General features: G+C 57.0%; 22 protein-coding genes. 20 read left to right on the forward strand and 2 right to left on the reverse strand.

The features are described 5' to 3' along the window. Positions 1 to 21: 21 nt before the first annotated feature. The 12 genes from araG to ACWHXT_RS02570 all read left to right on the forward strand — a co-directional run bounded on the left by araG (position 22) and on the right by ACWHXT_RS02570 (position 11,906). Positions 22 to 1,515, forward strand: a complete 1,494-nt coding sequence (gene araG, locus ACWHXT_RS02515; protein WP_447927928.1) for an L-arabinose ABC transporter ATP-binding protein AraG — start codon at positions 22 to 24, stop codon at positions 1,513 to 1,515. Between the two features lie 39 nt (positions 1,516 to 1,554). Next, on the forward strand, positions 1,555 to 2,565 hold the full coding sequence (araH, locus tag ACWHXT_RS02520; protein WP_447957124.1) for an L-arabinose ABC transporter permease AraH: 1,011 nt from the start codon (positions 1,555 to 1,557) through the stop codon (positions 2,563 to 2,565). A gap of 63 nt (positions 2,566 to 2,628) precedes the next feature. Next, positions 2,629 to 4,374, forward strand: coding sequence for an IlvD/Edd family dehydratase (locus ACWHXT_RS02525; protein WP_447957125.1), 1,746 nt, complete (start codon positions 2,629 to 2,631; stop codon positions 4,372 to 4,374). 341 nt (positions 4,375 to 4,715) lie between these two features. Next, on the forward strand, positions 4,716 to 5,015 hold the full coding sequence (locus ACWHXT_RS02530) for a hypothetical protein (protein ID WP_447957126.1): 300 nt from the start codon (positions 4,716 to 4,718) through the stop codon (positions 5,013 to 5,015). Between the two features lie 193 nt (positions 5,016 to 5,208). Next, a complete protein-coding gene (locus ACWHXT_RS02535; RefSeq protein ID WP_447957127.1) occupies positions 5,209 to 6,327 on the forward strand; it encodes an acyltransferase family protein in 1,119 nt (372 codons plus the stop codon). Positions 6,328 to 6,355: 28 nt separating this feature from the next. Then, positions 6,356 to 7,453: a serine hydrolase gene (locus ACWHXT_RS02540; RefSeq protein ID WP_447957128.1), complete on the forward strand. Its 1,098-nt coding sequence runs from the start codon at positions 6,356 to 6,358 to the stop codon at positions 7,451 to 7,453. Positions 7,454 to 7,733: 280 nt separating this feature from the next. Beyond that, complete coding sequence (locus tag ACWHXT_RS02545) at positions 7,734 to 8,012, forward strand: peptidylprolyl isomerase (protein WP_447957129.1); 279 nt, start codon at positions 7,734 to 7,736, stop codon at positions 8,010 to 8,012. Between the two features lie 95 nt (positions 8,013 to 8,107). Continuing rightward, positions 8,108 to 9,043, forward strand: coding sequence for an ABC transporter ATP-binding protein (locus ACWHXT_RS02550; protein WP_447927934.1), 936 nt, complete (start codon positions 8,108 to 8,110; stop codon positions 9,041 to 9,043). Further along, positions 9,040 to 9,801 carry an ABC transporter permease gene (locus ACWHXT_RS02555; protein ID WP_447957130.1) on the forward strand — a complete coding sequence of 254 codons (762 nt, stop codon included), beginning with the start codon at positions 9,040 to 9,042 and terminating at the stop codon, positions 9,799 to 9,801. Before ACWHXT_RS02550 ends, ACWHXT_RS02555 begins: the two co-directional genes overlap by 4 nt. Before the next feature lie 40 nt (positions 9,802 to 9,841). Beyond that, a complete protein-coding gene (locus ACWHXT_RS02560; RefSeq protein ID WP_447527707.1) occupies positions 9,842 to 10,852 on the forward strand; it encodes a nucleoid-associated protein in 1,011 nt (336 codons plus the stop codon). Between the two features lie 3 nt (positions 10,853 to 10,855). After that, positions 10,856 to 11,320 carry a tellurite resistance TerB family protein gene (locus ACWHXT_RS02565; protein WP_447957131.1) on the forward strand — a complete coding sequence of 155 codons (465 nt, stop codon included), beginning with the start codon at positions 10,856 to 10,858 and terminating at the stop codon, positions 11,318 to 11,320. Then, positions 11,313 to 11,906: an exopolysaccharide biosynthesis protein gene (locus tag ACWHXT_RS02570; RefSeq protein ID WP_447927938.1), complete on the forward strand. Its 594-nt coding sequence runs from the start codon at positions 11,313 to 11,315 to the stop codon at positions 11,904 to 11,906. Before ACWHXT_RS02565 ends, ACWHXT_RS02570 begins: the two co-directional genes overlap by 8 nt. A gap of 32 nt (positions 11,907 to 11,938) precedes the next feature. On the opposite strand, the gene ACWHXT_RS02575 is transcribed toward ACWHXT_RS02570, so the two are convergent. Together ACWHXT_RS02575 and ACWHXT_RS02580 are read right to left on the reverse strand one after the other, a co-directional pair. Further along, positions 11,939 to 12,937, reverse strand: coding sequence for a serine hydrolase domain-containing protein (locus ACWHXT_RS02575; RefSeq protein WP_447957132.1), 999 nt, complete (start codon positions 12,935 to 12,937; stop codon positions 11,939 to 11,941). 337 nt (positions 12,938 to 13,274) lie between these two features. After that, complete coding sequence (locus ACWHXT_RS02580) at positions 13,275 to 13,595, reverse strand: hypothetical protein (protein WP_447957133.1); 321 nt, start codon at positions 13,593 to 13,595, stop codon at positions 13,275 to 13,277. Positions 13,596 to 13,884: 289 nt separating this feature from the next. Between ACWHXT_RS02580 and fliD (ACWHXT_RS02585) the strand changes: the two genes are divergently transcribed. From fliD (ACWHXT_RS02585) to ACWHXT_RS02620, 8 genes are all read left to right on the forward strand, one after another. Continuing rightward, positions 13,885 to 15,240 carry a flagellar filament capping protein FliD gene (gene fliD / locus ACWHXT_RS02585; protein WP_447957134.1) on the forward strand — a complete coding sequence of 452 codons (1,356 nt, stop codon included), beginning with the start codon at positions 13,885 to 13,887 and terminating at the stop codon, positions 15,238 to 15,240. Positions 15,241 to 15,391: 151 nt separating this feature from the next. Then, a complete protein-coding gene (gene fliD / locus ACWHXT_RS02590) occupies positions 15,392 to 16,741 on the forward strand; it encodes a flagellar filament capping protein FliD (RefSeq protein ID WP_447957135.1) in 1,350 nt (449 codons plus the stop codon). Positions 16,742 to 16,966: 225 nt separating this feature from the next. After that, positions 16,967 to 17,809, forward strand: coding sequence for a flagellin N-terminal helical domain-containing protein (locus ACWHXT_RS02595; protein WP_447957136.1), 843 nt, complete (start codon positions 16,967 to 16,969; stop codon positions 17,807 to 17,809). A gap of 275 nt (positions 17,810 to 18,084) precedes the next feature. Beyond that, positions 18,085 to 18,948: a flagellin N-terminal helical domain-containing protein gene (locus ACWHXT_RS02600; RefSeq protein WP_447957137.1), complete on the forward strand. Its 864-nt coding sequence runs from the start codon at positions 18,085 to 18,087 to the stop codon at positions 18,946 to 18,948. A 266-nt stretch (positions 18,949 to 19,214) separates the two neighbouring features. Continuing rightward, positions 19,215 to 20,075 carry a flagellin N-terminal helical domain-containing protein gene (locus ACWHXT_RS02605; RefSeq protein WP_447957138.1) on the forward strand — a complete coding sequence of 287 codons (861 nt, stop codon included), beginning with the start codon at positions 19,215 to 19,217 and terminating at the stop codon, positions 20,073 to 20,075. Positions 20,076 to 20,343: 268 nt separating this feature from the next. After that, positions 20,344 to 21,204 (forward strand): flagellin N-terminal helical domain-containing protein, encoded by an 861-nt coding sequence (locus ACWHXT_RS02610; RefSeq protein WP_447957139.1) that lies wholly within the window; start codon positions 20,344 to 20,346, stop codon positions 21,202 to 21,204. A gap of 280 nt (positions 21,205 to 21,484) precedes the next feature. Then, on the forward strand, positions 21,485 to 22,327 hold the full coding sequence (locus ACWHXT_RS02615; protein WP_447957140.1) for a flagellin N-terminal helical domain-containing protein: 843 nt from the start codon (positions 21,485 to 21,487) through the stop codon (positions 22,325 to 22,327). Positions 22,328 to 22,578: 251 nt separating this feature from the next. Continuing rightward, positions 22,579 to 25,650, forward strand: a complete 3,072-nt coding sequence (locus ACWHXT_RS02620; protein WP_447957141.1) for a glycosyltransferase — start codon at positions 22,579 to 22,581, stop codon at positions 25,648 to 25,650. Positions 25,651 to 25,815: the final 165 nt, after the last annotated feature.

Consider the following 25,815-nt stretch of genomic DNA (forward strand, 5'->3'; position numbering starts at 1 on the left):
CTGTTGAGGGAGGGGGTGGTTATGTCTGAACCGTATCTTCGTTTCGACGGCATTAGCGTGGTATTTCCTGGTGTGCGCGCGCTGGACGATGTGAGCTTCTCGGCCCACACCGGTCAGGTGCATGCGCTGATGGGCGAAAACGGCGCCGGCAAATCCACGCTGCTAAAGGTGCTTAGCGGCGTGAACCGGGCCGCCGAAGGCGCGCTTTGGATCGATGGGCAGCGTCACGTCTTCGGCAATGCCCGGGAGGCGCTGCGCGAAGGCATCGCAATCATCTATCAAGAGCTCACCCTCTCGCCGAACATGTCAGTGGCGGAAAACCTGTTGCTGGGGCAGCTACCCACTCGCAGTGGGTTCGTGGACCGCCGTCGGTTGAAAGAGCGGGCGCTGGCGATTCTGAAAGACCTGGGCGAGGGCGCGATTCATCCCTCCACGAAAGTACGCGATCTATCGATCGGCCAGCAACAGATGATCGAGATCGGCCGCGCGCTACTGCGCGATGCGCGGGTCATCGCCTTCGATGAGCCGACCAGCAGCCTCTCGGTACAGGAGACGCGCCAGCTCAAGCGTATCGTCCAGCGCCTGCGCGATGAAGGTCGGGTAGTGCTCTACGTGACCCACCGCATGGAGGAAGTGTTCGAGATGTGCGATGCGGTCACGATATTTCGCGACGGGAAGCACATTCGTACCCACGAGGACATGAGTACGCTCACCCACGACCTGCTGGTCAGTGAAATGGTCGGCCGCGATATCAACGATGTTTACGGCTACCGCTTTCGTGAAGCCGGCGAGACGGTGCTCAGCGTGGACGGCATCGAAGGCCGGGGGATCAAAGGCCCGGTGAGCTTCTCGGTGAAGAAGGGGGAAGTATTCGGGCTATTCGGCCTGGTGGGGGCCGGGCGCAGTGAACTTTTGCGCCTGGTGTGCGGGGTCGAGACGCCCAAAGCGGGCAGCGTCACCTTCAAGGGCACCACGCGGCGCTTCAAAAGCCCCGGCGAGGCGATTCGTGCCGGGATCGCCATGTGCCCGGAAGACCGCAAGTCCCAGGGCATTTTTCCCGTGGCAAGCGTCGCCGACAACCTGAACATCAGCTGCCGGCGCTTTTTCAAGCGCTGGGGTGTGTTTCGCCACCCCGGGCGCGAGCGGCGTAATGCCGAAGACTACATCCGGAAGCTGAGCATCAAGACGCCGGGCCCGCGGGCGCCGATCGGCAAGCTCTCCGGCGGCAACCAGCAGAAGGTGATTCTTGCCCGCTGGCTCTCTGAAGAGATCGATCTGTTCGTGATGGACGAACCCACCCGGGGCATCGACGTGGGCGCTCGGCGCGATATTTACAGCCTGCTTTACGATTTGGCCGAGCAGGGCAAGAGCGTGCTGGTGATCTCGAGCGACCTTGCCGAGGTGAGCTCGATCTGTGACCGCATTGCCGTAATGCGGGATGGCGAACTGGTGGAGGTGGTCCCGCGGGACGCTGCTACCCCCGAACGCCTGCTGGGGCTGGCGCTACCGGCGTAACCCGTCTCTTGGCTCAGGCTTTCTTTTAGGATTAACACAATGACAACCAATAAATTGACTCAGGATAGCGCAGCGCCGGAACGGCCTGCCGGGCGCCAGGGGCTGATCAAGCCGCTGCGCACACTGCTCGATACCTCGGGCCTCATCGCTATTTTTCTGCTGCTGTTCGTGGCATTGGCGGTCTTCATTCCCGACTTTCTCACCGGGCGCAACATGGTGGGGCTGCTCTTGTCGATCACGCTGATCGGGAGTCTCGCCACCACCATGATGCTGGTACTGGCGCTGGGGGAAGTCGATCTTTCGGTGGCCTCCACGGTGGCGTTTGCCGGGGTCGTCGCGGCGGTGGTGACCTCGAGCACCGGCAGCGTATTGACCGGTGTGCTTGGCGGTATCCTGGCCGGCGGCGCGGTCGGGGTCTTTAACGGACTGGTGATCGCCCGGTTCGGTATCAACTCGCTCATCGCCACGCTGGCCGCCATGGAGTTCGTGCGCGGGCTTGCCTACATCACCTCCGGCGGCGATGCGGTGATGATTACCGTACCGGGCTTTTTCGACCTGGGGAGCGCCGCGTTTCTGGGCCTGACACTGCCGGTCTGGACCATGCTTGCCTGCTTCGTGATTTTTGGCGTGGTGCTCAATATGACGGCGTTTGGCCGCAACGTGCTCGCCACCGGGGGGAACTCGGAAGCGGCGTCGCTTGCCGGGGTGAACGTGCGGCGTTTGAAAATCATCGTGTTCGGCCTTCAGGGCGTGGTCGCCGGGGTCGTGGGGGTGCTGCTCGCCTCGCGCATGGGCTTGGGCGACCCCAACACCTCCATGGGGCTGGAGCTTGCCGTCATCTCCGCGTGTGTGCTGGGCGGGGTCGCGCTTTCCGGCGGGGTAGCCACGATTACCGGCGTGGTGGTCGGGGTGTTGATCATGGGCTGTGTGCAAAACGCCATGGGGCTTTTGAACGTGCCGACCTTCTACCAGTACCTGGTGCGCGGGGCGATCCTTCTGCTGGCGGTGATGTTCGACCGCTGGAAGCAGACCCGCCGACAGCGCGCTTAACGCTTACCCACTCTCTTTTTAGTCACCCAATTTTGTCACCGGCATCGATACGGAGAGACTTCCATGTCCGCTCAAAAAACGCCTCTACGCTCCGCCCAGTGGTTCGGCACCGCTGATAAGAACGGCTTCATGTACCGCAGTTGGATGAAAAACCAGGGCATTCCCGACCACGAGTTTCAAGGCAAACCGATCATTGGTATCTGCAATACCTGGTCGGAGCTGACGCCTTGCAACGCCCACTTTCGCAAGCTCGCCGAGCACGTCAAAAAGGGCGTACTGGAAGCGGGAGGCTATCCGGTCGAGTTCCCAGTGTTCTCCAGCGGTGAATCCAACCTGCGGCCCACCGCCATGTTCACCCGCAACCTGGCGAGTATGGATGTCGAGGAGGCGATTCGCGGCAACCCCATCGATGCGGTGGTGCTGCTGGTGGGGTGTGACAAGACGACCCCGGCACTGCTGATGGGCGCGGCGAGCTGTGATATCCCCGCCATCGTGGTGACCGGTGGGCCGATGCTCAACGGCAAGCATAAAGGCAAGGATATTGGTTCCGGCACCGTGGTCTGGCAGCTCTCCGAACAGGTCAAGGCCGGCGAAATCTCGCTTCACGACTTCATGGCCGCCGAGGCGGGTATGTCGCGCTCGGCGGGCACCTGCAACACCATGGGCACCGCCTCGACCATGGCGTGCATGGCGGAATCATTAGGCGTGTCGCTGCCCCACAACGCCGCCATTCCCGCAGTGGATTCGCGGCGCTACGTACTGGCGCATCTCTCCGGTAATCGTATCGTCGAGATGGTCCACGAGGATCTCAAACTGTCCAAAATCCTCACCCAACAAGCTTTCGATAACGCTATTCGCACCAACGCCGCGATCGGCGGCTCCACCAACGCGGTGATTCACCTTCAGGCGATTGCCGGGCGTATCGGCGTCGATTTAACGCTGGATGACTGGAGCCGCGTCGGCCGGGGCACGCCTACGCTGGTCGACCTGCAGCCTTCAGGGCGCTTTTTGATGGAGGAGTTCTACTACGCCGGGGGGCTGCCTGCGGTGCTCAAACGTTTGGGCGAGGCGGACCGGCTGCCGTTCAAGGACGCGCTGACGGTGAACGGGAAAACGCTTTGGGAGAACGTCCAGGACGCGCCGCTCTATAACGACGAGGTGATCCGGCCGCTGGATAATCCGCTCACCGCGGACGGCGGGATCTGCATACTGCGCGGCAACCTGGCGCCCAACGGCGCGGTGCTCAAACCCTCGGCGGCGACGCCTGCGCTAATGCGCCACCGCGGCCGGGCGGTGGTATTCGAAGATTTCGACGACTACAAAGCGCGCATCAACGACCCGAACCTGGACGTCAACGCCGACGATATTCTGGTCATGAAGCACTGCGGCCCGCGGGGGTATCACGGCATGGCGGAGGTGGGCAACATGGGGCTTCCGCCCAAGATTCTTGCCCAGGGTGTGACCGATATGGTGCGCATTTCGGATGCACGCATGAGCGGCACCGCCTACGGCACGGTGGTGCTGCACGTAGCGCCGGAGGCCGCGGCGGGCGGGCCGCTTGCCGCAGTACACAACGGCGACTGGATCGAGCTCGACTGCCAAAGCGGGCGACTGCACCTGGATATCAGCGATGAAGAACTGGCCGAGCGCCTGAGCGCTGACGATGCCACGGCGGCCTCCACGATGATTGCAAGCCAGGGCGGCTACCGCCAGCTCTATATCGAACGGGTGCTGCAAGCCGACCAGGGGTGCGACTTCGACTTTCTGGTGGGCTGTCGCGGCGCCGAAGTACCCCGTCATTCGCACTAAAAGATAGCCAATGCCTTGCGAGGATCCCCTGGGCGCATTAACTGCAATTGACATGACCAACGCGGCCCATGTGCCAACCTTAAACATTAAAATACGTATTAAATGCAGGTTTGAGTACGGGTTGGCACACGCTTTTGTATTTTTAAGTTTTTGATTTTAAATTATTTTCCATTTTTTATTGAAAATCTGGTACGCCCGCTGCAATGGTTTGGCCAAGAGCGCAGCGTCAGGATGGCACGGTGCTCTTGTTTAAACTCAACGTACGATTTTTTACCGGGTAACGCTTTTATTGATACCCGTGTCGAAAAGCTGGAAAGTAAAGCCAATCAGGAGGCACGATCATGAAGAAGGAATCTCTCAAGAAACTAGGCATCCTTGGTGTATCTTTCGGCCTAATGGCCAGCCCGCTAGCCTTTGCTGGCATGGAAGAAGACACGGCGCCGCAAGAGCCGGTACCGCAGGAAGACACCATGCAGGATGAGCAGGGCACGTACAACTCCTACGACACCGATCAGGAGCAGGGTGCGACTACCGAGTACGAAGAGGAAGAGCAAGAATTCACTTACGAAGAAGAGGAGGAGGAGCAAGAAGATTGGGATACCGATACTGACACGGATGCCGACTCTGACAGCAATTGGTAAACCCTGCTTGCTAAAGGACTAACCGCTTCCCTGGTTCAAGGATGAGCCACGAAATGCCCCGCCGAATGCGGGGCATTTTTGCGTTTAAACGTCCGCTACCCCTGTTACGGGCGATAAGCTAAGGTTGAGGCCCTCTCACTATAGCTTGGGTGATCGACATCGAATCGACGCCGTTTACAGGGATGTACGCCACGTGCTGAGCTTAAAATCGAGCTTAAAAGAAGTACCTGTTCTCCCCAGGGCACAAGGGCGGATCGAGGCAATCGACCTGGCCCGGGGGATAGCCATTGGTTTGATGATCATAAGCCATACCGTCAGCGGCCTGGTGGGGATTCCCAACGTGCCCGAGTGGGGCATGGTACCTGTACACCTTCTCACCAAGTTCTCCTCCTCGCTTTTTATCCTGGTGTTCGGCATGGCGCTGGCGGTGGCATTTTTACCGCGTACCCAAAGCGACGATTGGCCCCGGCGGCGTTTGAAACTGTGGCTGCGCGCCCTTGAAGTGTGGTTTTGGTACAAGGCGCTTACCATCGTCGAAATGCTCCCGTTCAACGCGCCAGCGGATATCGTCAATACGCTGCTCTATGACAACTTTGCCATCTGGGTCGAAATCCTCGGCTTCTACGCCATCGCGCTTTTGTGGGTACCGCTGATACTTCCGTTCTGGGCCCGGGCGCCGCTATGGTCGCGCCTGGCGGCTATCGCGGTGCTCACCGCACTCTCGGCCTGGTTGCAGGGGTTCGATTTTGACGGCAACCCCCTTTTGAAAGCGCTGCTGGTCGATCACGAAGCGTATTACACCTGGGGGCAGCTAAGCCGCGCGCCGCTGATTCTTGCCGGGCTTTTGATAGGCGAGGCCATGCTTCGCTGCGTTTTCGAGCGCGCCCCGCGCCTTCGCCTGGTCGCAATATTGATCGCGCTGGGTGGTGCGATGATCGGCGCCTTTTATGGCCTGGCGGCCCTGGGTGATGGCCCCTATGCGGCCATGGTGGCGGTGGCGAACAATGCCGGTAAGCACCCGCCACAGCTTGCCTTCATGCTGTTCAGCGTGGGTGGGGCGCTGGTTGTTCTAGGGCTTGCGTTGGCCGGCGGCGCGGCGGCGGCCAAGGCACTTTTGCCGCTGACCATTGTCGGAAGCGACGCGCTCAAGGCGTTCATTTTCCATATCGTGCTGATTTTTTTAGTGCTTCGTTTTCTGCTGGAGCTTAACGGCATCTATACCTACCCGCAGGCGCTGGGCGTCGGTGGGCTTTTGATTCTCGGGGCCGCGCTGTGGATTTGGGTAACACGCTGGATAGCGGCGCACCGATAGCCACATGACAAACGATCGAGGTGACGATTTGCGATGGTTTAAATGCACGCTGATTGTCGCGGCGCTTTGTATAGCGCTGCCGGTACAGGCGGATTGGTACTACGAGACCGACAAGCAGAGCTATTGGCAGGGGAGCCTGAGCACTCGCCTGGCCGCTATCGAGGACGCCTTTGGCGGAGCGCTCGGCGTTTACGTTCAAGACCTGCAAAGCGGCGAAGCCTTCTCCTGGCAAGCCGACATCCCCTGGTATCTGGCCTCGCTGATCAAGGTGCCGGTGGCCGCCGAGGTCTTCGCAAAGCGCCAGGCCGGTGAGCTGGCGCTCGACGAGCGCATCACGCTCAACCAGAGCGACTACGTGGATGGCGCCGGGCCGGTGAACTGGCACGACCCCGGCACGTCGATCTCGATTACGTATCTGCTGGAGCAGATGATCACCGTTAGCGATAACACCGCCTCGGACATGCTGATCAACCGGGTCGGGCTCGAGGCGGTCAATGCGCGCGCCAGGCAAATGGTGGCGGCTAGTGGCGGTGACCCCAATGAGCTGGGGCCGATCACCCGGCTGGTGGGCGTGCGCCAGGGGGTGTATGGCGCGCTGCATCCACAAGCGAAAGCGCTGGGCGGCAGCGATTTCATAGCGCTTCGCCAAAACGGTATCGGTCAGCGCCCGGCGGCGCTTGCGCGCCTTTTAGGCGTTGCCAGTAGCGATTTACGCGAGCCCGATTACGACCGCGCGTTCGATGCCTACGAGCAAACCGGTGAAAACACCGGTACGCTCAAAGCCTACGGCGACCTGCTCGCCGCGCTCCACCAGGGGGGCGTGAGCGATCTGGCTTCCGACCAGCGCCAGGCGCTGATCGCCCTGATGACGCGTACCCGGTCCGGCGAGGCGCGCTTGAAACGGGGCATGGGGGAGGCTATCACGTTCGCCCATAAAACCGGCACCCAGCACCGGCGTAGTTGCGATGCCGGGCTGGCCTCGCGGGGCTCTTTAGACTCGGCCGAGCAGGGCCCCTGGGTGGTCGTTGCCTGTGCCCGGGGGCCGCTTTCGCGCAGCCAGCACGAACAGGCCCTGGCCGGCGTGGGCGAGGCGCTGAGGGTGACCGGCGCGCTAGGTACGCCTTAGGCTCTGTCTGAAAAGTGCCTGCGCTCGACAATACGGCGTTAAAAATTGGCTCGAGCGCGAGTCCGATCAAAATACTCATTTACACATGTAAACTCCGTTTTTTCGCCAATTTTTGCCTTGTCTTGTCTTCGCTTGTCGACTTTTCAGACAGACCCTGGCGATCTGTAAGGTGCTCGAAGCGGGTGTCGAGCTCAGCGCGAACAACCGGGTTAACGCCCCCCACCCAAGCATAGCCGTGATAAACTAGTGACCCCTTAAAACCGATGTTCAGGAGGCTTATATGGCCAGTGCCAGCGCCCGTCATATTCTGGTAAATAGCGAAGAGCAGTGCCTTGCCCTCAAGCAAGAGATCGAAAACGGCCGCGATTTTGCTGAGGTTGCCAAGGAGCATTCGAGCTGCCCGTCCGGTCGCCAGGGCGGCGACCTGGGCACGTTCGGCCCGGGCCAAATGGTGCCGGAGTTCGATAAGGTCGTCTTCAGCGGCGAGCTCAATCAAGTCCATGGTCCGGTTCAAACCCAGTTTGGCTACCATCTGCTCGAAGTCACCAGCTGCAGTTAATCTGCCCTTGGGCGCTGGCGGCCCTCTTCCTTGCGCGTGCCAGTCGCCCTTGGCAGTCAAGCACCGCGGCCCGGCCGCGGTGTGAGGAGCACGCCTTGAACGACCCCATTATCTCTATCGAGGGCTTGAACAAAACCTACAGCGGTGGCTTTCAAGCGCTCAAGCACGTGGATCTCACTATCCAGCGTGGCGAAATTTTTGCTCTGCTCGGCCCCAATGGCGCGGGCAAGACTACGCTCATTAGCCTGGTGTGCGGGCTGGTCAACCCAAGTGAAGGCCACGTGACCGTCGACGGTTTCGATAACGTCAAGCAGTACCGCCAGGCGCGTCAGCGCATCGGATTGGTGCCTCAGGAACTCACCAACGAGGCCTTCGAGACGGTGTGGAACACGGTCAGTTTCAGCCGCGGCCTGTTCGGTAAGCCGCCAAGCCCGGCGCATATCGAAAAAGTACTCAAGTCGCTTGCGCTGTGGGACAAGCGCAACAACCGCTTGATTACCCTTTCCGGCGGTATGAAGCGCCGCGTACTCATCGCCAAGGCGCTCTCTCACGAGCCGCGCATTCTGTTTCTCGATGAACCCACCGCCGGTGTGGATGTGGAGCTTAGGCGCGACATGTGGCAGGTGGTGCGCGGGCTGCGTGACAACGGCGTGACCATCATTCTCACCACCCACTACATCGAAGAAGCCGAAGAGATGGCCGATCGCATCGGCGTGATCAATCACGGCGAAGTGGTGCTGGTAGAAGAGAAAGCGGCACTGATGAAAAAGCTCGGCAGCAAACAGCTCACCCTGGAGCTGCACACCCCGCTTGCCGCATTGCCTTCGCGCCTCGAGGGCGACACGCTGAGCCTGACCGACGATGGTCAAATGCTGGTGTACACCTACGATGGCCATCAGGAAGAAGAAGGCCGCGGCGTGTCCGGCTTGTTGGCCGCGCTGAGCGAAGAGGGCATTCGTGTGAAGGACCTGCACACCCGGCAGAGTTCGCTTGAAGATATTTTCGTCGATTTGGTCAAGGAGCGCTCATGAATCTCTACCCCGTCCGTTCGATCTACATGGCGGAGATGGCGCGCACCCGGCGCACGCTTTTGCAAAGTATCGTCTCACCGGTCATTTCCACTTCGCTCTACTTCGTGGTGTTTGGCGCGGCGATCGGCTCGCGTATCAGTGAAATCAACGGAGTCAGCTACGGCGCCTTCATCGTGCCCGGGCTGATCATGCTGATGCTGCTGACGCAAAGCGTTTCCAATGCGTCCTTCGGCATCTTCTTTCCCAAGTTCTCCGGCAGTATTTACGAGATTCTTTCCGCGCCCATTTCGTATCTTGAAGTGGTGGTGGGCTACGTGGGGGCCGCGGCGTCCAAATCGATACTGCTGGGGCTGATCATTTTGGCCACCTCGAGCTTTTTCGTGCCGCTTCAGATCGCCCACCCGTTCTGGATGCTGACCTTTTTGGTGCTCACCGCCGTCACCTTCAGCCTGCTGGGGTTCATCATCGGCATTTGGGCGGATGGGTTCGATAAGCTTCAGCTGGTGCCGCTTTTGGTGATCACCCCGCTGACCTTTTTGGGCGGAAGTTTTTACTCTATCGATATGCTGCCGCCGTTTTGGCAAAGCGTGACGCTGGCAAATCCGGTGGTCTATCTGGTCAGCGGCTTTCGCTGGAGCTTTTACGGCATCAGCGACGTAAGTCTTGGGGCAAGCGTGGGTATGATTACGCTCTTTCTCGCCGCAAGCCTGGCCATGATTGGCTGGATTTTCCATACCGGCTACCGGCTGAAACCCTAAGCGTCTCAATTTTTGATCATTTAAAAGGCAAGATTCCCCTATGCCGCTTTTGCAAAGCATCGTTCACCGCTTGGAACCCACCCTGGACGGCGAGCGCCTGACCGTGACCACCGCGCCAGCCGTTGGCGAAAGCGACGACCCGGTGATGGCAAACCTGGTGGGTAAATTGAATGATACCTACAACACCAAGGCCAAGGGCTGGGGGCGCTTCGCTCTCGAGGGCGAGCAGGCCGGGCCGCTGGTGGCCTGGCTTGCCGCATACCTTAAAGGTGATCAGGACTTCATGGCATTCTCCACCGCCCTGACCGAGCGCCTGGCGCGCGAGCTGCAGGAGGCGCTTTCGGTGAGCGGGTATCTGGTGATCGCCCACCAGCGCCAGGGCGATACCGAAACGCTCTTCTTTGCGCTCGTGCATCAGCGCGAAGGCATCGGTATTAGTGAATCCCACCAGGCCGTGCCCGCCGCCCAGCTCAATACCCAGCAGCTCACCCTGGCCGCGCGGGTCAACATTACCCAGTGGCAGGGCGATGAAACCGCCAGCCAACAGTACGTCTCGTTTCTAAAGGATCGCGGCGCGAAGAAGCTGGCCGATGGCGTGGCGGCGGTACTCGGCATGGAGGAGGGCATCGACGCGCCTGCCGAGACGCGCACGCTGCTCAAGGCCTTTAGCGACTTCGTCGAGCAGGAAGAATTCGACGAAGAGGCCAGCCGCGAAAAGACCGATACGCTGGTGGACTACGCCAACGAGCAGATGCGCCGCGGCGAGCCGATGACCCTGGAAGAGCTCTCCGGGCTCGTTGACGAACAGCAGCCCAAGGCGTTTTATGAGCACATCCGCAACGCCGACTACGGCCTTTCGCCGGAGATTCCGCCGGACAAGAAAACGCTGAGCCAGTTTCGCCGCTTTACTGGCCGCGCCGGTGGCGTCTCCATCAGCTTCGATTCGCACCTGCTGGGTTCCAGCATCGAGTACGACGAGGGCCAGGATCGGCTGATCATCAAGCAGGTGCCCAAGCAGCTCAAAGAACAGCTTGCCAAGCGTAAGGAGTGAGCCATGCTCGACGCGATTCGGGATTTTTTTCAGGACGCGCTCGCCGAGCCCGAGCGGCGCGAAAACCAGCACCTGACGCTGGAACTTGCCTCGGCGGCGCTACTTTGCGAAGTGATGCGCGCGGACTTCGAGCAAACCGAGGCCGAGCGCCAAACGCTCAAGCAGATACTCATGGCCCGCTATCGGCTGGGAGACGCAGACGTCACCGAGCTGATGGCGCTGGCGGATGCCGAAGTGGAGGAGGCGGTGGACCACTACCAGTTCGTAAGCCTCATCAAGGAGCACTACGACTACGCAAAGCGCTGCGAACTAGTGGCGCTGATGTGGCAACTGGCGTGGGCGGATGGCAGTATCGACCCCCAGGAAGAGCACCGCATTCGCCGCCTGGCGGATCTTCTGCATCTAAGCCACAGCGACTTCATTCGCAGTAAACTCGCCGCCGAGGAGCGCCAACGCCCCCATGAGTGACGACTCCCAGGCCGCGAGCTTGACCGAATTGCTCGACGCCATGGCGCAAATGGAAGAGGAAAAGCGCCGCGTCAGTGTCGAGGATATTCTCGACGCCGTCGGGCGGCGCTCCTTTGGGCCGCTGCTGCTGGTGGCGGGCATCATTACCCTGGCCCCCGTCGTGGGGGATATTCCTGGCGTGCCCACGCTCATGGCGGTGCTGGTGCTTCTAACCTCGAGCCAATTGCTTTTGGGGCGCAAGGCCTTCTGGCTGCCGGGCATACTCCTGAACCGGTCGGTCTCGCGCAAAGGCTTCGATAAATCACTAGGGCTGATGCGCAAGCCTGCCAAGTGGGTCGACGGGCTTTTGGGCGTGCGCCTGGCCTGGATGAGCGGCTATATCGGTATGCGCGCTACCGCGCTTGCCTGCTCGTTGGTGGCGCTGGCCATGCCGCCGATGGAGTTCATTCCCTTCACCGCCAACGGCGCGGGGCTTGCGCTAACGCTCTTCGGCCTGGGGTTGGTGGCAAAGGACGGACTGGTGCTCTCGCTTGGTTTTCTGATCACCGGCGCCACCTTCGCCGCCATTCTCATGTATCTGCTTTAAGCCCGCGCTGCGCTCGAGAGTTGAAGGGAGCGTTAGCGGTAGGTCAGCAGGTTCATCACCAGCCGGTTCAACTGCTGCTGAAACTGCCCGCCCGGCGAGGGGGGCGTGGGGTCGGAGGTGATCACCACGGTCATGTCACGCTCGGGAATGACGAACAGCGCCTGACCGCCGTAGCCGCGCCCGTAATACACCGGTGTGGTGCCAAGGGTGGTAACGAACCAGCCAAGCCCATAGCCATCCCCGGTCCACTGAGAACTACCTCGCGGTGTCCAGGAGTCTTCCACCCAGCCTTCGGGCAGAATGCGTTCGCCGTCCACCACGCCATCATTGCGGTAAAGCTCGCCGATTTCCACCAGCGCCCGGGGTGAAAGCTGCATATCGTTGCCGCCAAAGTAGATGCCCTGCGGGTCCTGCAACCAGCGGGGGATGGCAATGTTCAGCGGCTCGGCCAGAAGCCGCTGGGCAAGCTGGTAGGTCGACTCACCGCTTGCGTAGGTGAGCGCGGCAGATACCAGGTGGCTGGAGCCGGTGGAGTAGAGCATGCGCCCGCCGGGCTCATCCACGAACGGCCGGCTCAGCGCATCCTCTACCCAGTTGGAGCTCGCCACCCAGCCGCTGTAGTTGCCGCCCGAGGTGCGCTCGAGCCCCGCCTGCATGGCGAGCAGGTTCTCGATGCTAATCTCGCTAACCTTCGGGTCCACACCTTGGGGCACGTAGCTGCCTAAAAGCTCGACCAGCGGCTGGTCGATCGAGTCGATCACACCGGCCTGGATAGCGGCGCCGGTAATCGCCGCCAGCACGGTTTTGGAGAGCGACTTCACGTTCGCCGGGGTGGCGACTCCCGGGCCGCCCTGATGAAATTCGTGAACGATCTCACCTTCGACCGCGACGACCACCGTATGCAGGCGGCCAAGCGCGCTGGCTTGCTCGTCCAGCACGTTAAACGCCTCTCTCGAGGGCGCGTCGGCCTGAGCGGTAAAAGGCAGTCCCATGGCCATCGCCACCCCGAACCCCATTAACATTGCGCGCATTGGCATTCCTTTTTGACGACGACTCGACTGTTAAAAAGCGTAGAGTCTTCGCCCCGCTAGCGCACGTAAATTACGCAAAGAACCCAAAAGCCTGCTAGGATGTGGGTGTTGCCCCGATGGGGAAAGCAACCCGTTGATTTTTCTAAACGCAAAAAAGCAAGGAGCGCCGTTATGCGTAATATCATCTACATCGTGGGTCTGGTAGTCGTCGTACTGTTTATTCTTTCGATGCTTGGCCTTCGTTGATCACAACGCCGTGCCAAACACAAACGCCCGCATTCGCGGGCGTTTTTGCGTTTAGAGCGCTTTTTTAAGCGTGTTCGGCTATCCCTGGGCCCTAGGCGCAGTCCGCCGCCCCCTGGCCAAACATATCGAACATGATCTCGCGGCCCAGCGCCGTTAGTACGAATCGCCCCGCTGTGTTGAGGGTACCCGCTTCGCTCGCCTCGAGGGTTTTGCGACACCTGGCCCAGCCAGCGTTTTGCGCTTCCAGTACGGCCATCTCCCGCTTCGCCAGCCCACAGCCAGGTAGCGTAATGGTTTCCAGCACGTGGCCGTTCACATAGAGAAGCTCCGCCACGTTAAAAAGGCATCCACGCAGCTGCTCTCGGCTAAACGGGGCGGGGTGGGCAGTCGGGGTTTTGCCTTGGGCAGACATGAGGCTCTCCAGCAGTGAACGCGAAATACGCAGGCCAGTGTAAGTCACTCATGGGCATTAGACCAAGGTCTATATAAGACGATGGTTCAACGAACGCTTTTTAGCGAATTCTTTGGGTAGCGACGTAGTCTCAAAATTTCCAAACATTACAGAAAATAACCTTTTAATGAGTTAAAACAGGTCAAGAGCTAAAGAAAAAGCGCCGGATGCCGATATTCAATGCATCAACGCAGGCAAATTTCAGGTCGCGCGGTTAATTGAGCGACGCTAATCGAAGGGGCACTAATCTATGGCTTCCATTACCTCACTGGGCATTGGCTCGGGGCTGGATTTGAACGGGCTGCTGGGCCAGCTTGAAGACGCCGAGAGCGCCAAGCTCACCCCCATCGCCGAACAGGTACAGTCCGAGAAGGCGACGCTTTCTGCCTATGGAACGCTGAAGAGCGCCATTTCTACCTTTCAGGATGCGACTCAAGCACTCAACGATGCCGAGTCGTTCGAGAGCCTCACGACCAGGGTCGATGGCGATGCCGTGACGGCCGTGACGACCAATGAAGCACAACCCGGCCGTTACGAGGTCGAGGTGGAGCAGTTGGCGACCGCCGGGAGTTTCGTTACGGAGCGTTTGGGTTCATCCGACGAAAGCATTATTAGTGGTGAGCAAACGCTAACTTTCGGCTTGGCTGAAGGCGATATGGCGCCCATAACCATTGCCGACGGCAGTTCGCTGGAAGGCATCCGCGACGCCATCAATGAACAAGGCGGTGGTCAGGTAACGGCTTCCATCATCGATGACGGCCAAGGGTATCGGCTATCGGTCATGGCCAGTGAAACGGGCGCTGATGCCAGCATCGAAAGCTCCAACTTTTCCTCCATTTTATCGAGCGATGCCGTTACCTCGGATGTGCAGGTCATTCAGGCGGGGCAGGACGCTGCCTTCAACGTGAACGGAATCGATATCGTCAGTGCCTCCAATCAGGTCGAGGGTGCTATTCAGGGTATGACCTTGAATCTTACGGAAGCGGGCGCCTCGAGCACCGTGCGCGTCGAGCAGGACGACGAAGCGCTGCGGGACAATGTGACTGCCTTTGTAGACGGATTCAATGCGCTGAAAGATACCCTGACGCGTTTAACCAGCTTCGATGCCGAAACCGGCCAATCAGCAGGGCTGAATGCCGACGCAACCACGCGCGCAGTCGAGCGGGAACTTCGCCAGTCCATCAGCAGCGCAGTGGGTGGTGAGGGCTTCAGCGTGCTCTCTGATATCGGTATTTCACTGCAAACCGACGGTAAACTCAAAATAGACGACGATAAACTGGATAGCGTCATTGCGACCGAGCCCGATCAGCTTGCCGGCTTTTTTGCCGGTAATAGTGAAGAGGCGGGGATGGCGGGGCAAATCAATGCCTCCCTCGAGCGCCTCGTGGGCGATGGAGGGCGCCTGGATACGGCTGAAAGTAACTCCGAAAGCCGTATCGGGACCCTCGAAGACCGTTTCGCCCGAACCGAGGAGCGCATCGATCAGACCATCGCGCGCTTTCGCACCCAGTTTCAGGCAATGGATAGCATGGTGGCGCAGATGAACCAGACCAGCAGCTACCTGAGCGAGCAGTTAGGGATGCTGGGCCAGAACAACCAGTCGTGATCGCCAAGCGATACTCGTGAGACAGAAAATGCCCGGCGTTTGCCGGGCATTTTTGCAGGATTTTAAGAATCTTAACCGCTAAAGTTCGTCGTTTATCAGCCGATAGAGTATTTAACTGTACTTCTCTACTACTTACTAGAGGACTAACCTCATGGCGTCTATTACGGCATTGGGAGTGGGGTCTGGGTTGGATTTGTCGGGCTTGGTGGAACAGCTCAAGTCGGCTGAACGCCAAAAGCTCGTTCCGATCCTTGAGCAGAAAAGTGCTCAGCAAACCAAGATTTCTGCTTATGGGCGCCTGGAATCGGCAATGGATAGGGTGCAGAACTCTATTACGGCGTTGAACGATGCCGCTACTTTCAAACAGCAAAAAAGTACGGTAACGGGAGAAGGCGTACTGGCGACGGCGAGCGAGAAAGCCAATCCAGGTCGCTATGAGGTGACGGTTTCCCAACTGGCGCGCGGCGGCAGCGCTGCGTCCAATAGTGTGGCACTGGACCAGGAGCTTACGGCAACCGATACGAAGTTGACGCTTAATTTTGGTGCTGGCGATACGCAAACAAGCTACGGCGTCGATATTAAAGCAGGCAGTACCCTGGCCGAGGTTCGTGATCAGATCAATGCGGATAAAGAGTCTGGCGTTACGGCTTCGCTCATCAATGATGGCAAAGGGTATCGCCTGGCGCTGAGCTCCAAGGAAACGGGCAAAGAGGCTTCGCTGACGGGGTTTTCAGGACTGACCTCCCTTTCGATGGACCCTGCCACGCTACGCGCTGGCCAGGATGCCGAGTTGAACGTCAACGGCATCGCGATTACGAGTAAAAGTAATCGGGTAGAAGAGGCCATCCAGGGAGTAACGCTCAACCTGACCGCCGCCTCCCCGACCCCGTCCACGCTTGTAATCGAGCGTGATGATGCGTCATTGAAAGAAGCCATCAATGCCTTCGTTAGCAACTATAACGAAATGAAGTCCACCGTTGGCCGTATGACCGAATTCAAGGGCGAAGGTAAGACCTCGGGCGATTTAGTGGGCGATCGTACCGTTCGTACTATCGAAAACCGGCTGCGCCAGGATGTAACGGGCAACTTTGGGACGAGCGATATAACGCGGCTTGCTCAAATGGGTATCGACATCGACAAGCAGGGCCGTCTCAAGGTCGATGAAGCCAAGCTGGATGAAGCAATTGCCAATAATTCCGAGGGGTTGGCTGCCTTTTTTGCAGGTGACACGAAAGAAGGCGGCTTTGCCGGGAAGATAAGTTCGACGCTCAAGGACATAACCGGGGATGACGGCATCATCAAGAGCTCCATCGGCAGTGCTGAGCTGCGAATAGAGAGCCTGGATCAGCGCAAGCTGCGTATGGAAGCCAGCATCGAACGAAGCACTGAGCGCTACCGTAAGCAGTTCGGCCAGTTGGACGGCATGCTCGCCCAGATGAACTCCATGAGCAGCTACCTCTCTCAGCAGTTCGATATGATGAGCGCCATGCAGAAGAGGTAGGTCGTGCTTTCCTGGCGGGGCCAGAACGCTTTTTGACGTAACAGCTATAAATGCAAGTAACGGGGCCGCAAGGCCCCGTTTGTCGTTTGAGGATGAAACGATTTTTTATAAAAAAGTGCAAAAAAGCTAAAGAAATGGGACGACAGGTCGTTAATTATAATAACGGCGATGCAAGTGCCGATTCATAGGCCTCTCCCGGGCCACTAAACACCGAGGATTAAATTCATGTCTGTTATCAACACCAACATCACTTCCATGATCGGCCAGAACAACCTGAACAAGTCCCAGGGCATGCTGGCTCAGGCTCAGGAACGTCTTTCATCCGGTCTGCGCATCAACAGCGCCAAGGATGATGCTGCGGGTCAGGCCATCGCCAACAAAATGACTGCCCAAATCAAGGGTATGGATCAGGCGAGCCGTAACGCCAGCGACGGTATCTCACTGGTACAAACCATGGAAGGCGGTCTGGACCAGATCAACGACAACCTTCAGCGTATTCGTGAGCTGGCCGTACAGGGCGCCAACGATACCAACACCGCCGAAGACCGTGCCGCGATCGCTACCGAAATCGACGAGCGTATCGCCGAGATCGACCGTGTAGCGGGCAGCAACAACTTCAACGGCACTAGCCTGTTGGCCAGTGGCGCAAGCACTGCCCTGAACATTCAGGTTGGCTCGAACACCACCGGTAACGACACCATTGTCGTTAATACCTTTGACGCGACCAGCAGCTCACTGGGTGTCAGTGGTTCCGCGGCGGCCCTGTCGGGTGCTGGCGCCACCAACGAGAACTTCCGGTCATTGATCGATAGCGTTGATACTGCCCTGGAATCGCTGGACACTCAGCGTGCGACCCTGGGTGCCACGCTGAACCGTTTCGACTCGGTGATCGACAACCTGGCGACCACCACCACCAACCTGTCCGAAGCGCGTTCACGTATCGAGGACGCCGACTACGCGGTGGAAGTGTCCAACATGACGCGTGCCAACATCCTGCAGCAGGCGGGTACGTCCATGCTGGCCCAGGCCAACCAGACCCCGCAGTCCGTACTGTCTCTGCTGGGCTAATAGTACGCTAGCGCTAAATCATGACGGGGCCAATAGGCCCCGTTTTTTGGTTTTTTAACCTACATTTTTGTTTATTGGATTTCTTGTAAATCGCCGTATGGCGGGAGCTTAAGCACGAAGGCTTGGGTTTTGAGTGGCTAATGTTACTTTCCCTTACATAAAAAGCGTATTGTTTTCTAAAGACTTTGTACGAGCAGCCGTTACCAAGGGGTAGCGGCATGACAAACGTCGCAAAGTTGGCCCGCTGGCCAGTTATACTTCTAGGAGCAATACTCATGTCTGTAATCAATACGAATATCACCTCCATGATCGGCCAGAACAACCTGAGTTCTTCGCAGAGCATGCTGGCTCAGGCGCAAGAACGTCTCTCCTCTGGTCTGCGCATCAACAGCGCTTCCGACGATGCCGCTGGTCAGGCCATCGCCAACAAAATGACCGCGCAAATCGATGGCATGAGCCAGGCAAGCCGTAACGCAAGCGACGGTATCTCGCTGGTACAGACCATGGAAGGCGGTCTCGACCAGGTGAACGACAACCTGCAGCGTATTCGTGAGTTGGCGGTACAGGGTGCTAACGACACCAACACTCAAGAAGACCGTGCAGCGATTGCCACTGAAATCAGCGAGCGTATCGATGAAATCGACCGTGTTGCGGGTAGCACCAACTTCAACGGTACTAACCTGCTGTCTTCAAGTGGCTCAGGCACTGACCTGAGCATGCAGGTTGGCGCTAACACCACCGACAACGACACCATCACCGTTACAACCGTTGATGCGAGTAGCACTGGCCTAGGTGTTAGTGGGTCGGCAGCTACTATTGCCACGAATTCTGCTTCGGGTGGCGAGGGCGTCACTAACGCTGATTTCCAGAGCCTGATCAACGACGTAGATGACGCAGTAGAGACGCTTGACACCGAACGTGCGACCTTGGGTGCCACGCTGAACCGTTTCGACTCGGTGATCGACAACCTGGCGACGACTGAAACCAACCTCTCCGAAGCGCGTTCGCGCATCGAAGATGCCGACTACGCGGAAGAAGTCTCCAACATGACGCGCGCCAACATTCTGCAACAGGCGGGTACGTCTATGCTGGCACAGGCGAATCAGACCCCGCAGTCCGTACTGTCTCTGCTGGGCTAATAGTGCACTATTTGTAGCACTTGATAACGACGGGGCCACAAGGCCCCGTTTTTTTATATTTCAGGTTGGTTAAAAGCTTTTTTATCCATATCTTATTGTTGTTATTGCTCTTTCTTTTAAGCGTCATGCGTTCTCGAGAAAGATTTTTTCAAAAAAAAGGCTTTCGGCTAAAGAACTCGGCCGCGCGGCCGTTAATTATAATAACGGCGATGTAAGCGCCGATTTCCCGGCCCTTCCCAGGCCACTAAACACCGAGGATTGCTTCCATGTCCGTTATCAACACCAACATCACTTCCATGATCGGCCAGAACAACCTGAACAAGTCCCAGGGCATGCTGGCTCAGGCTCAGGAACGTCTTTCATCCGGTCTGCGCATCAACAGCGCCAAGGATGATGCCGCGGGCCAGGCCATCGCCAACAAGATGACCGCCCAAATCAAGGGTATGGATCAGGCGAGCCGTAACGCCAGCGACGGTATCTCGCTGGTACAAACCATGGAAGGCGGTCTGGACCAGATCAACGACAACCTTCAGCGTATCCGTGAGCTGGCCGTACAGGGCGCCAACGATACCAACACCGCCGACGACCGTGCCGCGATCGCTACCGAAATCAACGAGCGTATCGCCGAGATCGACCGCGTAGCGGGCAGCAACAACTTCAACGGCACTAGCCTGTTGGCCAGTGGCGCAAGCACTGCCCTGAACATTCAGGTCGGCTCGAACACCACCGGTAACGACACCATTGTCGTTAATACCTTTGATGCGACCAGCAGCGCGCTCAACGTGAGTGGTTCCGCGGCAACCATCGTTGCGGCGTCTGCCTCGGGCGGTGCGGGTGCGACCAACGCTAACTTCCAGTCATTGATCAATGACGTTGATACTGCGCTGGAGTCGCTGGACACACAGCGTGCAACCCTGGGTGCCACGCTGAACCGTTTCGACTCGGTGATCGACAACCTGGCGACCACCACCACCAACCTGTCCGAAGCGCGTTCACGTATCGAGGACGCCGACTACGCGGTGGAAGTGTCCAACATGACCCGTGCCAACATCCTGCAGCAGGCCGGTACGTCCATGCTGGCCCAGGCCAACCAGACCCCGCAGTCCGTACTGTCTCTGCTGGGCTAATAGTACGTTAGTGCTAAACCATGACGGGGCCGAAAGGCCCCGTTTTACGTTTAAGACCCATACTGATGCCGGGTGGTTAAAGGGGGTTAATGGATTGCCGTAGCTTTGTACCGTCCTGGAATATAATTGTTTAAAGAAGATGGTTTTTTTCTAAAAATAGGCATTATTTTCTAAAGAATTCGGCCGTACAGCCGTTAATTATAGTAACGGCGATGCTAACGCCGATTTTCCGGCCCCTCCCAGGCCACTAAACACCGAGGATTACCCCATGTCCGTTATCAACACCAACATCACTTCCATGATCGGCCAGAACAACCTGAACAAGTCCCAGGGCATGCTGGCCCAGGCTCAGGAACGTCTTTCATCCGGTCTGCGCATCAACAGCGCCAAGGACGATGCCGCGGGTCAGGCCATCGCCAACAAGATGACCGCCCAAATCAAGGGTATGGATCAGGCGAGCCGTAACGCCAGCGACGGTATCTCGCTGGTACAAACCATGGAAGGCGGTCTGGATCAGATCAACGACAACCTTCAGCGTATCCGTGAGCTGGCCGTACAGGGCGCCAACGATACCAACACCGCCGACGACCGTGCCGCGATCGCTACCGAAATCAACGAGCGTATCGCCGAGATCGACCGCGTAGCGGGCAGCAACAACTTCAACGGCACTAGCCTGTTGGCCAGTGGCGCAAGCACTGCCCTGAACATTCAGGTCGGCTCGAACACCACCGGTAACGACACCATTGTCGTTAATACCTTTGATGCGACCAGCAGCGCGCTCAACGTGAGTGGTTCCGCGGCAACCATCGTTGCGGCGTCTGCCTCCGGCGGTGCGGGTGCGACCAATGGTGACTTCCAGGCATTGATCAATGACGTTGATGACGCCTTGGAGTCGCTGGACACACAGCGTGCCACCCTGGGTGCCACGCTGAACCGTTTCGACTCGGTGATCGACAACCTGGCGACGACCACCACCAACCTGTCTGAAGCGCGTTCACGTATCGAGGACGCCGACTACGCGGTGGAAGTGTCCAACATGACCCGTGCCAACATCCTGCAGCAGGCGGGTACGTCCATGCTGGCCCAGGCCAACCAGACCCCGCAGTCCGTACTGTCTCTGCTGGGCTAATCACTTAGCAAGTGAGCTTGAAAACAGTGTAATAAACGGGGCCCCTTGGGCCCCGTTTTACGTTTAAAATCCATACCGATGCCGGGTGGTTAAAGCTTGGTCATGAATCGCCGTAGCTTTGTACCGTCTGGAATACAATTGTTTAAACAGGATAATTTTTTCTAAAAAAAGGCACTATTTTCTCAAGAATCCGGCCGTACGGCCGTTAATTATAATAACGGCGATGCTAGTGCCGATTCATAGGCCTTTCCCGGGCCACTAAACACCGAGGATTAAATTCATGTCTGTTATCAACACCAACATCACTTCCATGATCGGCCAGAACAACCTGAACAAGTCCCAGGGCATGCTGGCTCAGGCTCAGGAACGTCTTTCATCCGGTCTGCGCATCAACAGCGCCAAGGACGATGCTGCAGGTCAAGCCATCGCCAACAAAATGACCGCCCAAATCAAGGGTATGGATCAGGCGAGCCGTAACGCCAGCGACGGTATCTCGCTGGTACAAACCATGGAAGGCGGTCTGGACCAGATCAACGACAACCTTCAGCGTATTCGTGAGCTGGCCGTACAGGGCGCCAACGATACCAACACCGCCGACGACCGTGCGGCCATCACTACCGAGATCAACGAGCGTATCGCCGAGATCGATCGCGTAGCGGGCAGCAACAACTTCAACGGCACTAGCCTGTTGGCCAGTGGCGCAAGCACTGCCCTGAACATTCAGGTTGGCTCGAACACCACCGGTAACGACACCATTGTCGTTAATACCTTTGATGCGACCAGCAGCGCGCTGGGTGTCAGTGGTTCGGCGGCGGCACTGTCTGGCGCTGGCGCGACCAATGCTACCTTCCAGACACTGATCGACGACGTTGATACTGCACTGGAGTCGCTGGACACTCAGCGTGCCACCCTGGGTGCCACGCTGAACCGTTTCGACTCGGTGATCGACAACCTGGCGACCACCACCACCAACCTGTCCGAAGCGCGTTCACGTATCGAGGACGCCGACTACGCGGTGGAAGTGTCCAACATGACGCGTGCCAACATCCTGCAGCAGGCGGGTACGTCCATGCTGGCCCAGGCCAACCAGACCCCGCAGTCCGTGCTGTCTCTGCTGGGCTAATAAAGCAGTAGCAGTAGCGCTTAACAATGACGGGGCCAATAGGCCCCGTTTTTGTTTTGCTTTTTGGAAAGTAAGCTTCTTATTTGCTTTAAATACTGAAAACACTGGGGGGGAGGGCTTTTTCGGTTGGTCCATGCTCCAGGTAGCGATTGCCAGAATACCTGCTTAAACATGGGTGCATTCGCGCCTTTGCTCTCTGTATTAGCAACGTAAACTAGCTATATGATTACTACTGCTATGCGAGTCGTTTAATGGCCAAGCAAAAAACTGCACCTGTTTCAGAAAAACGCAAGCCTCGCCTTCTCTGGGCCAATCCTTTCTGCCTGTTGGATACGTCCAGCGGTGCCAGTATGACCGTACGGCAAATGTTGCTGCAGCTGGTGGCCAGTGGTTATGAAGTGCAGATACTAGGCGCAACGGTGTTTGATAACCCCAAGGGCATGGGAGAGCTCAAGGAGCAGTTTCCCGACCTAAATGCTCACCTGCACCAGTTGATCGAAGCAGAAGATGGTCCGTTGACGCACCAAATGCTCGTGAGCTATAGCCATAATCGAAATCACTTTACGACTCATGAAGAAGGGCTTTGGTACAGCCAATATCTCTACCTGCTCGATTCTTTCAAGCCGGATATCGTCTGGTTCTACGGCGGTCAAACCGTCGATATGCTCATTGCCGACGAAGCGCGCGACCGTGGTATCCCGGTGGCTTTCTATCTGGCCAATGGCAACTACAAGTCGCCACGCTGGTGCCGTGATATCGACCTGATCGTGACCGACAGCCAGGCCACGGCGGATATGTACCGTAAGGAAGTGGGGTTTGCCGCCAAGCCGGTAGGCAAGTTCATTGCCGCGGACCGCTTCATCGCCGAAGAGCACGAACGTAAGCGCCTGCTATTCGTGAACCCCAGCTGGCAAAAAGGCGCTAGTGTGTTCGTTCAGCTAGCCGAAAAGCTGGAGCGAGAGCGACCCGATATCGAGCTCGAGGTAGTTGAAGCACGCGCCGACTGGTCGGCGGTTCTGCGCGAAACGACCCGCCAAATGGGACAGCAGCGCAGCACGTTAAGCAATGTGACCGTGACGGCCAATACCACCGATATGCGTGGGCCTTACAGCCGTGCACGTGTGCTGGCAGCCCCCAGCCTCTGGTGGGAAAGCTCCGGGCGCGTACTGGCCGAGGCCATGCTCAATGGCATACCGGCGCTTATTACCAACCGGGGTGGCATGCCCGAAATGGTGGGTGAGGCAGGTATTGCCTTTGATTTTCCAGCACCATGTTACGAAGAGCCTTATCAGCACCTGCTGAGTGAGGAGGAGCTTCAGACGCTTTTCGACGCGGCCGTGGCCTTTTTCGATGATGAAGCACTTTACCAGGACTACGTAGCGCGGGCGTTCAGTGTAGGAGAAGAGAGGCACCATATAAATCGCGCGACCGAACGGCTGCTCGATGCCTTAACCCCCCTGGCGCGTGATCGCGCAGGCAATAAAGACTTTTCAATTAGCCAGAAAAAACGCCATCGTCAGCGCTTGCCAAGTGTCGCCAACAAGCCTGAGCTGAAAGTTGATCGTTCTCTAGAGCAGTTGTTTACTAACAAAGCGGGTAGCGGCGAAGAGGGCGTATCAAAGGCGCCTCGCCTACACCTCACGGAAGACTTTACCTGGCAGTTCAAGGGTAAAATTATCGTACTCGATAACCGCGCCAGTTTGATCAAAAGTGGCTTGGCCGATCAGATGGGCGCAACGAGCGCTTTTGGCATCGTGGCCTTTGATCCTGCCAGCGAAGTAAAGAACGCCAAGCAGTACGAAGGCAGCGATACGATCCAGATTTTTCAGCATGCCTTATTGGGCGATGGTAACGCAGCCACGCTCAATGCCTGCGTTGCCCCGGAAATGACCAGCACGCTAAAGCCCATGCCCGCCGAACAGCTTCCCGAGCGTCACCACCTGGGGACACAGCTCTTGGCGGAATTGCCCATCAATTCGGTTGCTCTGGACAGCATTACCGGTCTGGAAAGCCTTGATTGGCTGATTCTCGACGAACTTAGCGATGCCATGGCGGTGCTCGAGAATGGTAAAGAAGCGCTCGAACATACATTGCTCATCCAGGCACGTATTCCCTTTCAGCTAACACACGAAAAGCAGCCGAGCCTGGCCGAGCTTCAACACTGGGCGAGCCGCAACGGCTTCCGCTTCTATCGTTTTCATAACATTCGCCACCATAGCCACTTGCCCGAGAAACTACATGAGCGTTCTCCATGCGCCAGTGAGCAAGAAAGTGCAGATGTTCTTTTTATACCTAATCACCAGCGCATGGCAGCGCTGACTGATGATCGAAAAAATAAGCTTGCCTTTATTTTGAGTGCCGGTTTTGCAGCGCACGATATGGCATTTGAATTGATGGCGGAAGTCTCGAAAGAGAAAGCCCTGGAGTTTTTAGAAGCTCAGTCAGTTTTACCTAAAAGTTTGAAGGCGAATAATAAGGCCACTATTACGCCTCCTGCTGGTCCAGTGATTGCCCAGAGTGAGCATGTTAAGGGGGCGCCAGTAGTAAGTGTTTTTTGTCCTACGTATAACCACGGAAATTTTGTCGAAGATGCTATCAAGGGAATAGTTGCTCAAAAAACAAGTTTTCCATTTGAAATTGTTCTTCACGATGATGCTTCAACAGATGGCACACAAAAAATAATACAAAAATATGCAGATCAGTACCCTGATTTGATAAAGCCCATTTATCAAGAAAAGAACTTATTTCAACAAGGGCTTAAAGCCACTGATTTCTGCTTCCCCAAAATGCAAGGGCGATATATAGCAATGTGCGAGGGGGATGATTACTGGACTGATGTTAACAAACTTCAAAAGCAGTTCGATTTTATGGAAAAGAACCCAGATGTTGTTTTGTGTCATCATGATGCCTTTGTTTTCGATGAAAACGGTATGGTGGCAAAATCGAAGTTGCGAGATGAGTTTAAACGTGATTATTCTAAAGAGGATATGCTTAAGAATAATTGTTTTATTCTTACGCTGAGCATGTTTTTTAGAAAAGAGTTTTCTCATTTCCCAAAAGAAAAATTAAATGCAGGTAACGGAGATAACTTCTTAATTGCTTTGCTAGGTAAGTACGGAAAAAGTAAGTACATGGCTGATATAAAGCCTGCAGCTTATAGAATGCATGGGGATTCTTTGTGGTCGAGCAAGAGTTTGAAAGAAAAAAACAAAATGCAGGCCAATACTTTTAAATGGATGTCCTTGTATTATAAAAGGTTAAAGCTTAGAGAGTTGGCCGCATATTATGCTTCCTTGGAGAAGAAGTTTTTGAAAGATAGTTGATTTATAAAAAAGTTAAGTCAGTAAAGCTTAGTAGCCTGTCCCGCGAAAAAGTGGGGCAGGTAAAGTTGAAAGGTAGCTAGATAAGTGGATCCTCCCTCTTGATTAAAGCGCTCAAAAGTAGTATTTCTGTAAGCTAATTGAAGGAAAATTTCCGAATGAAAAAAC

It is taken from the genome of Vreelandella halophytica, from assembly GCF_968193635.1.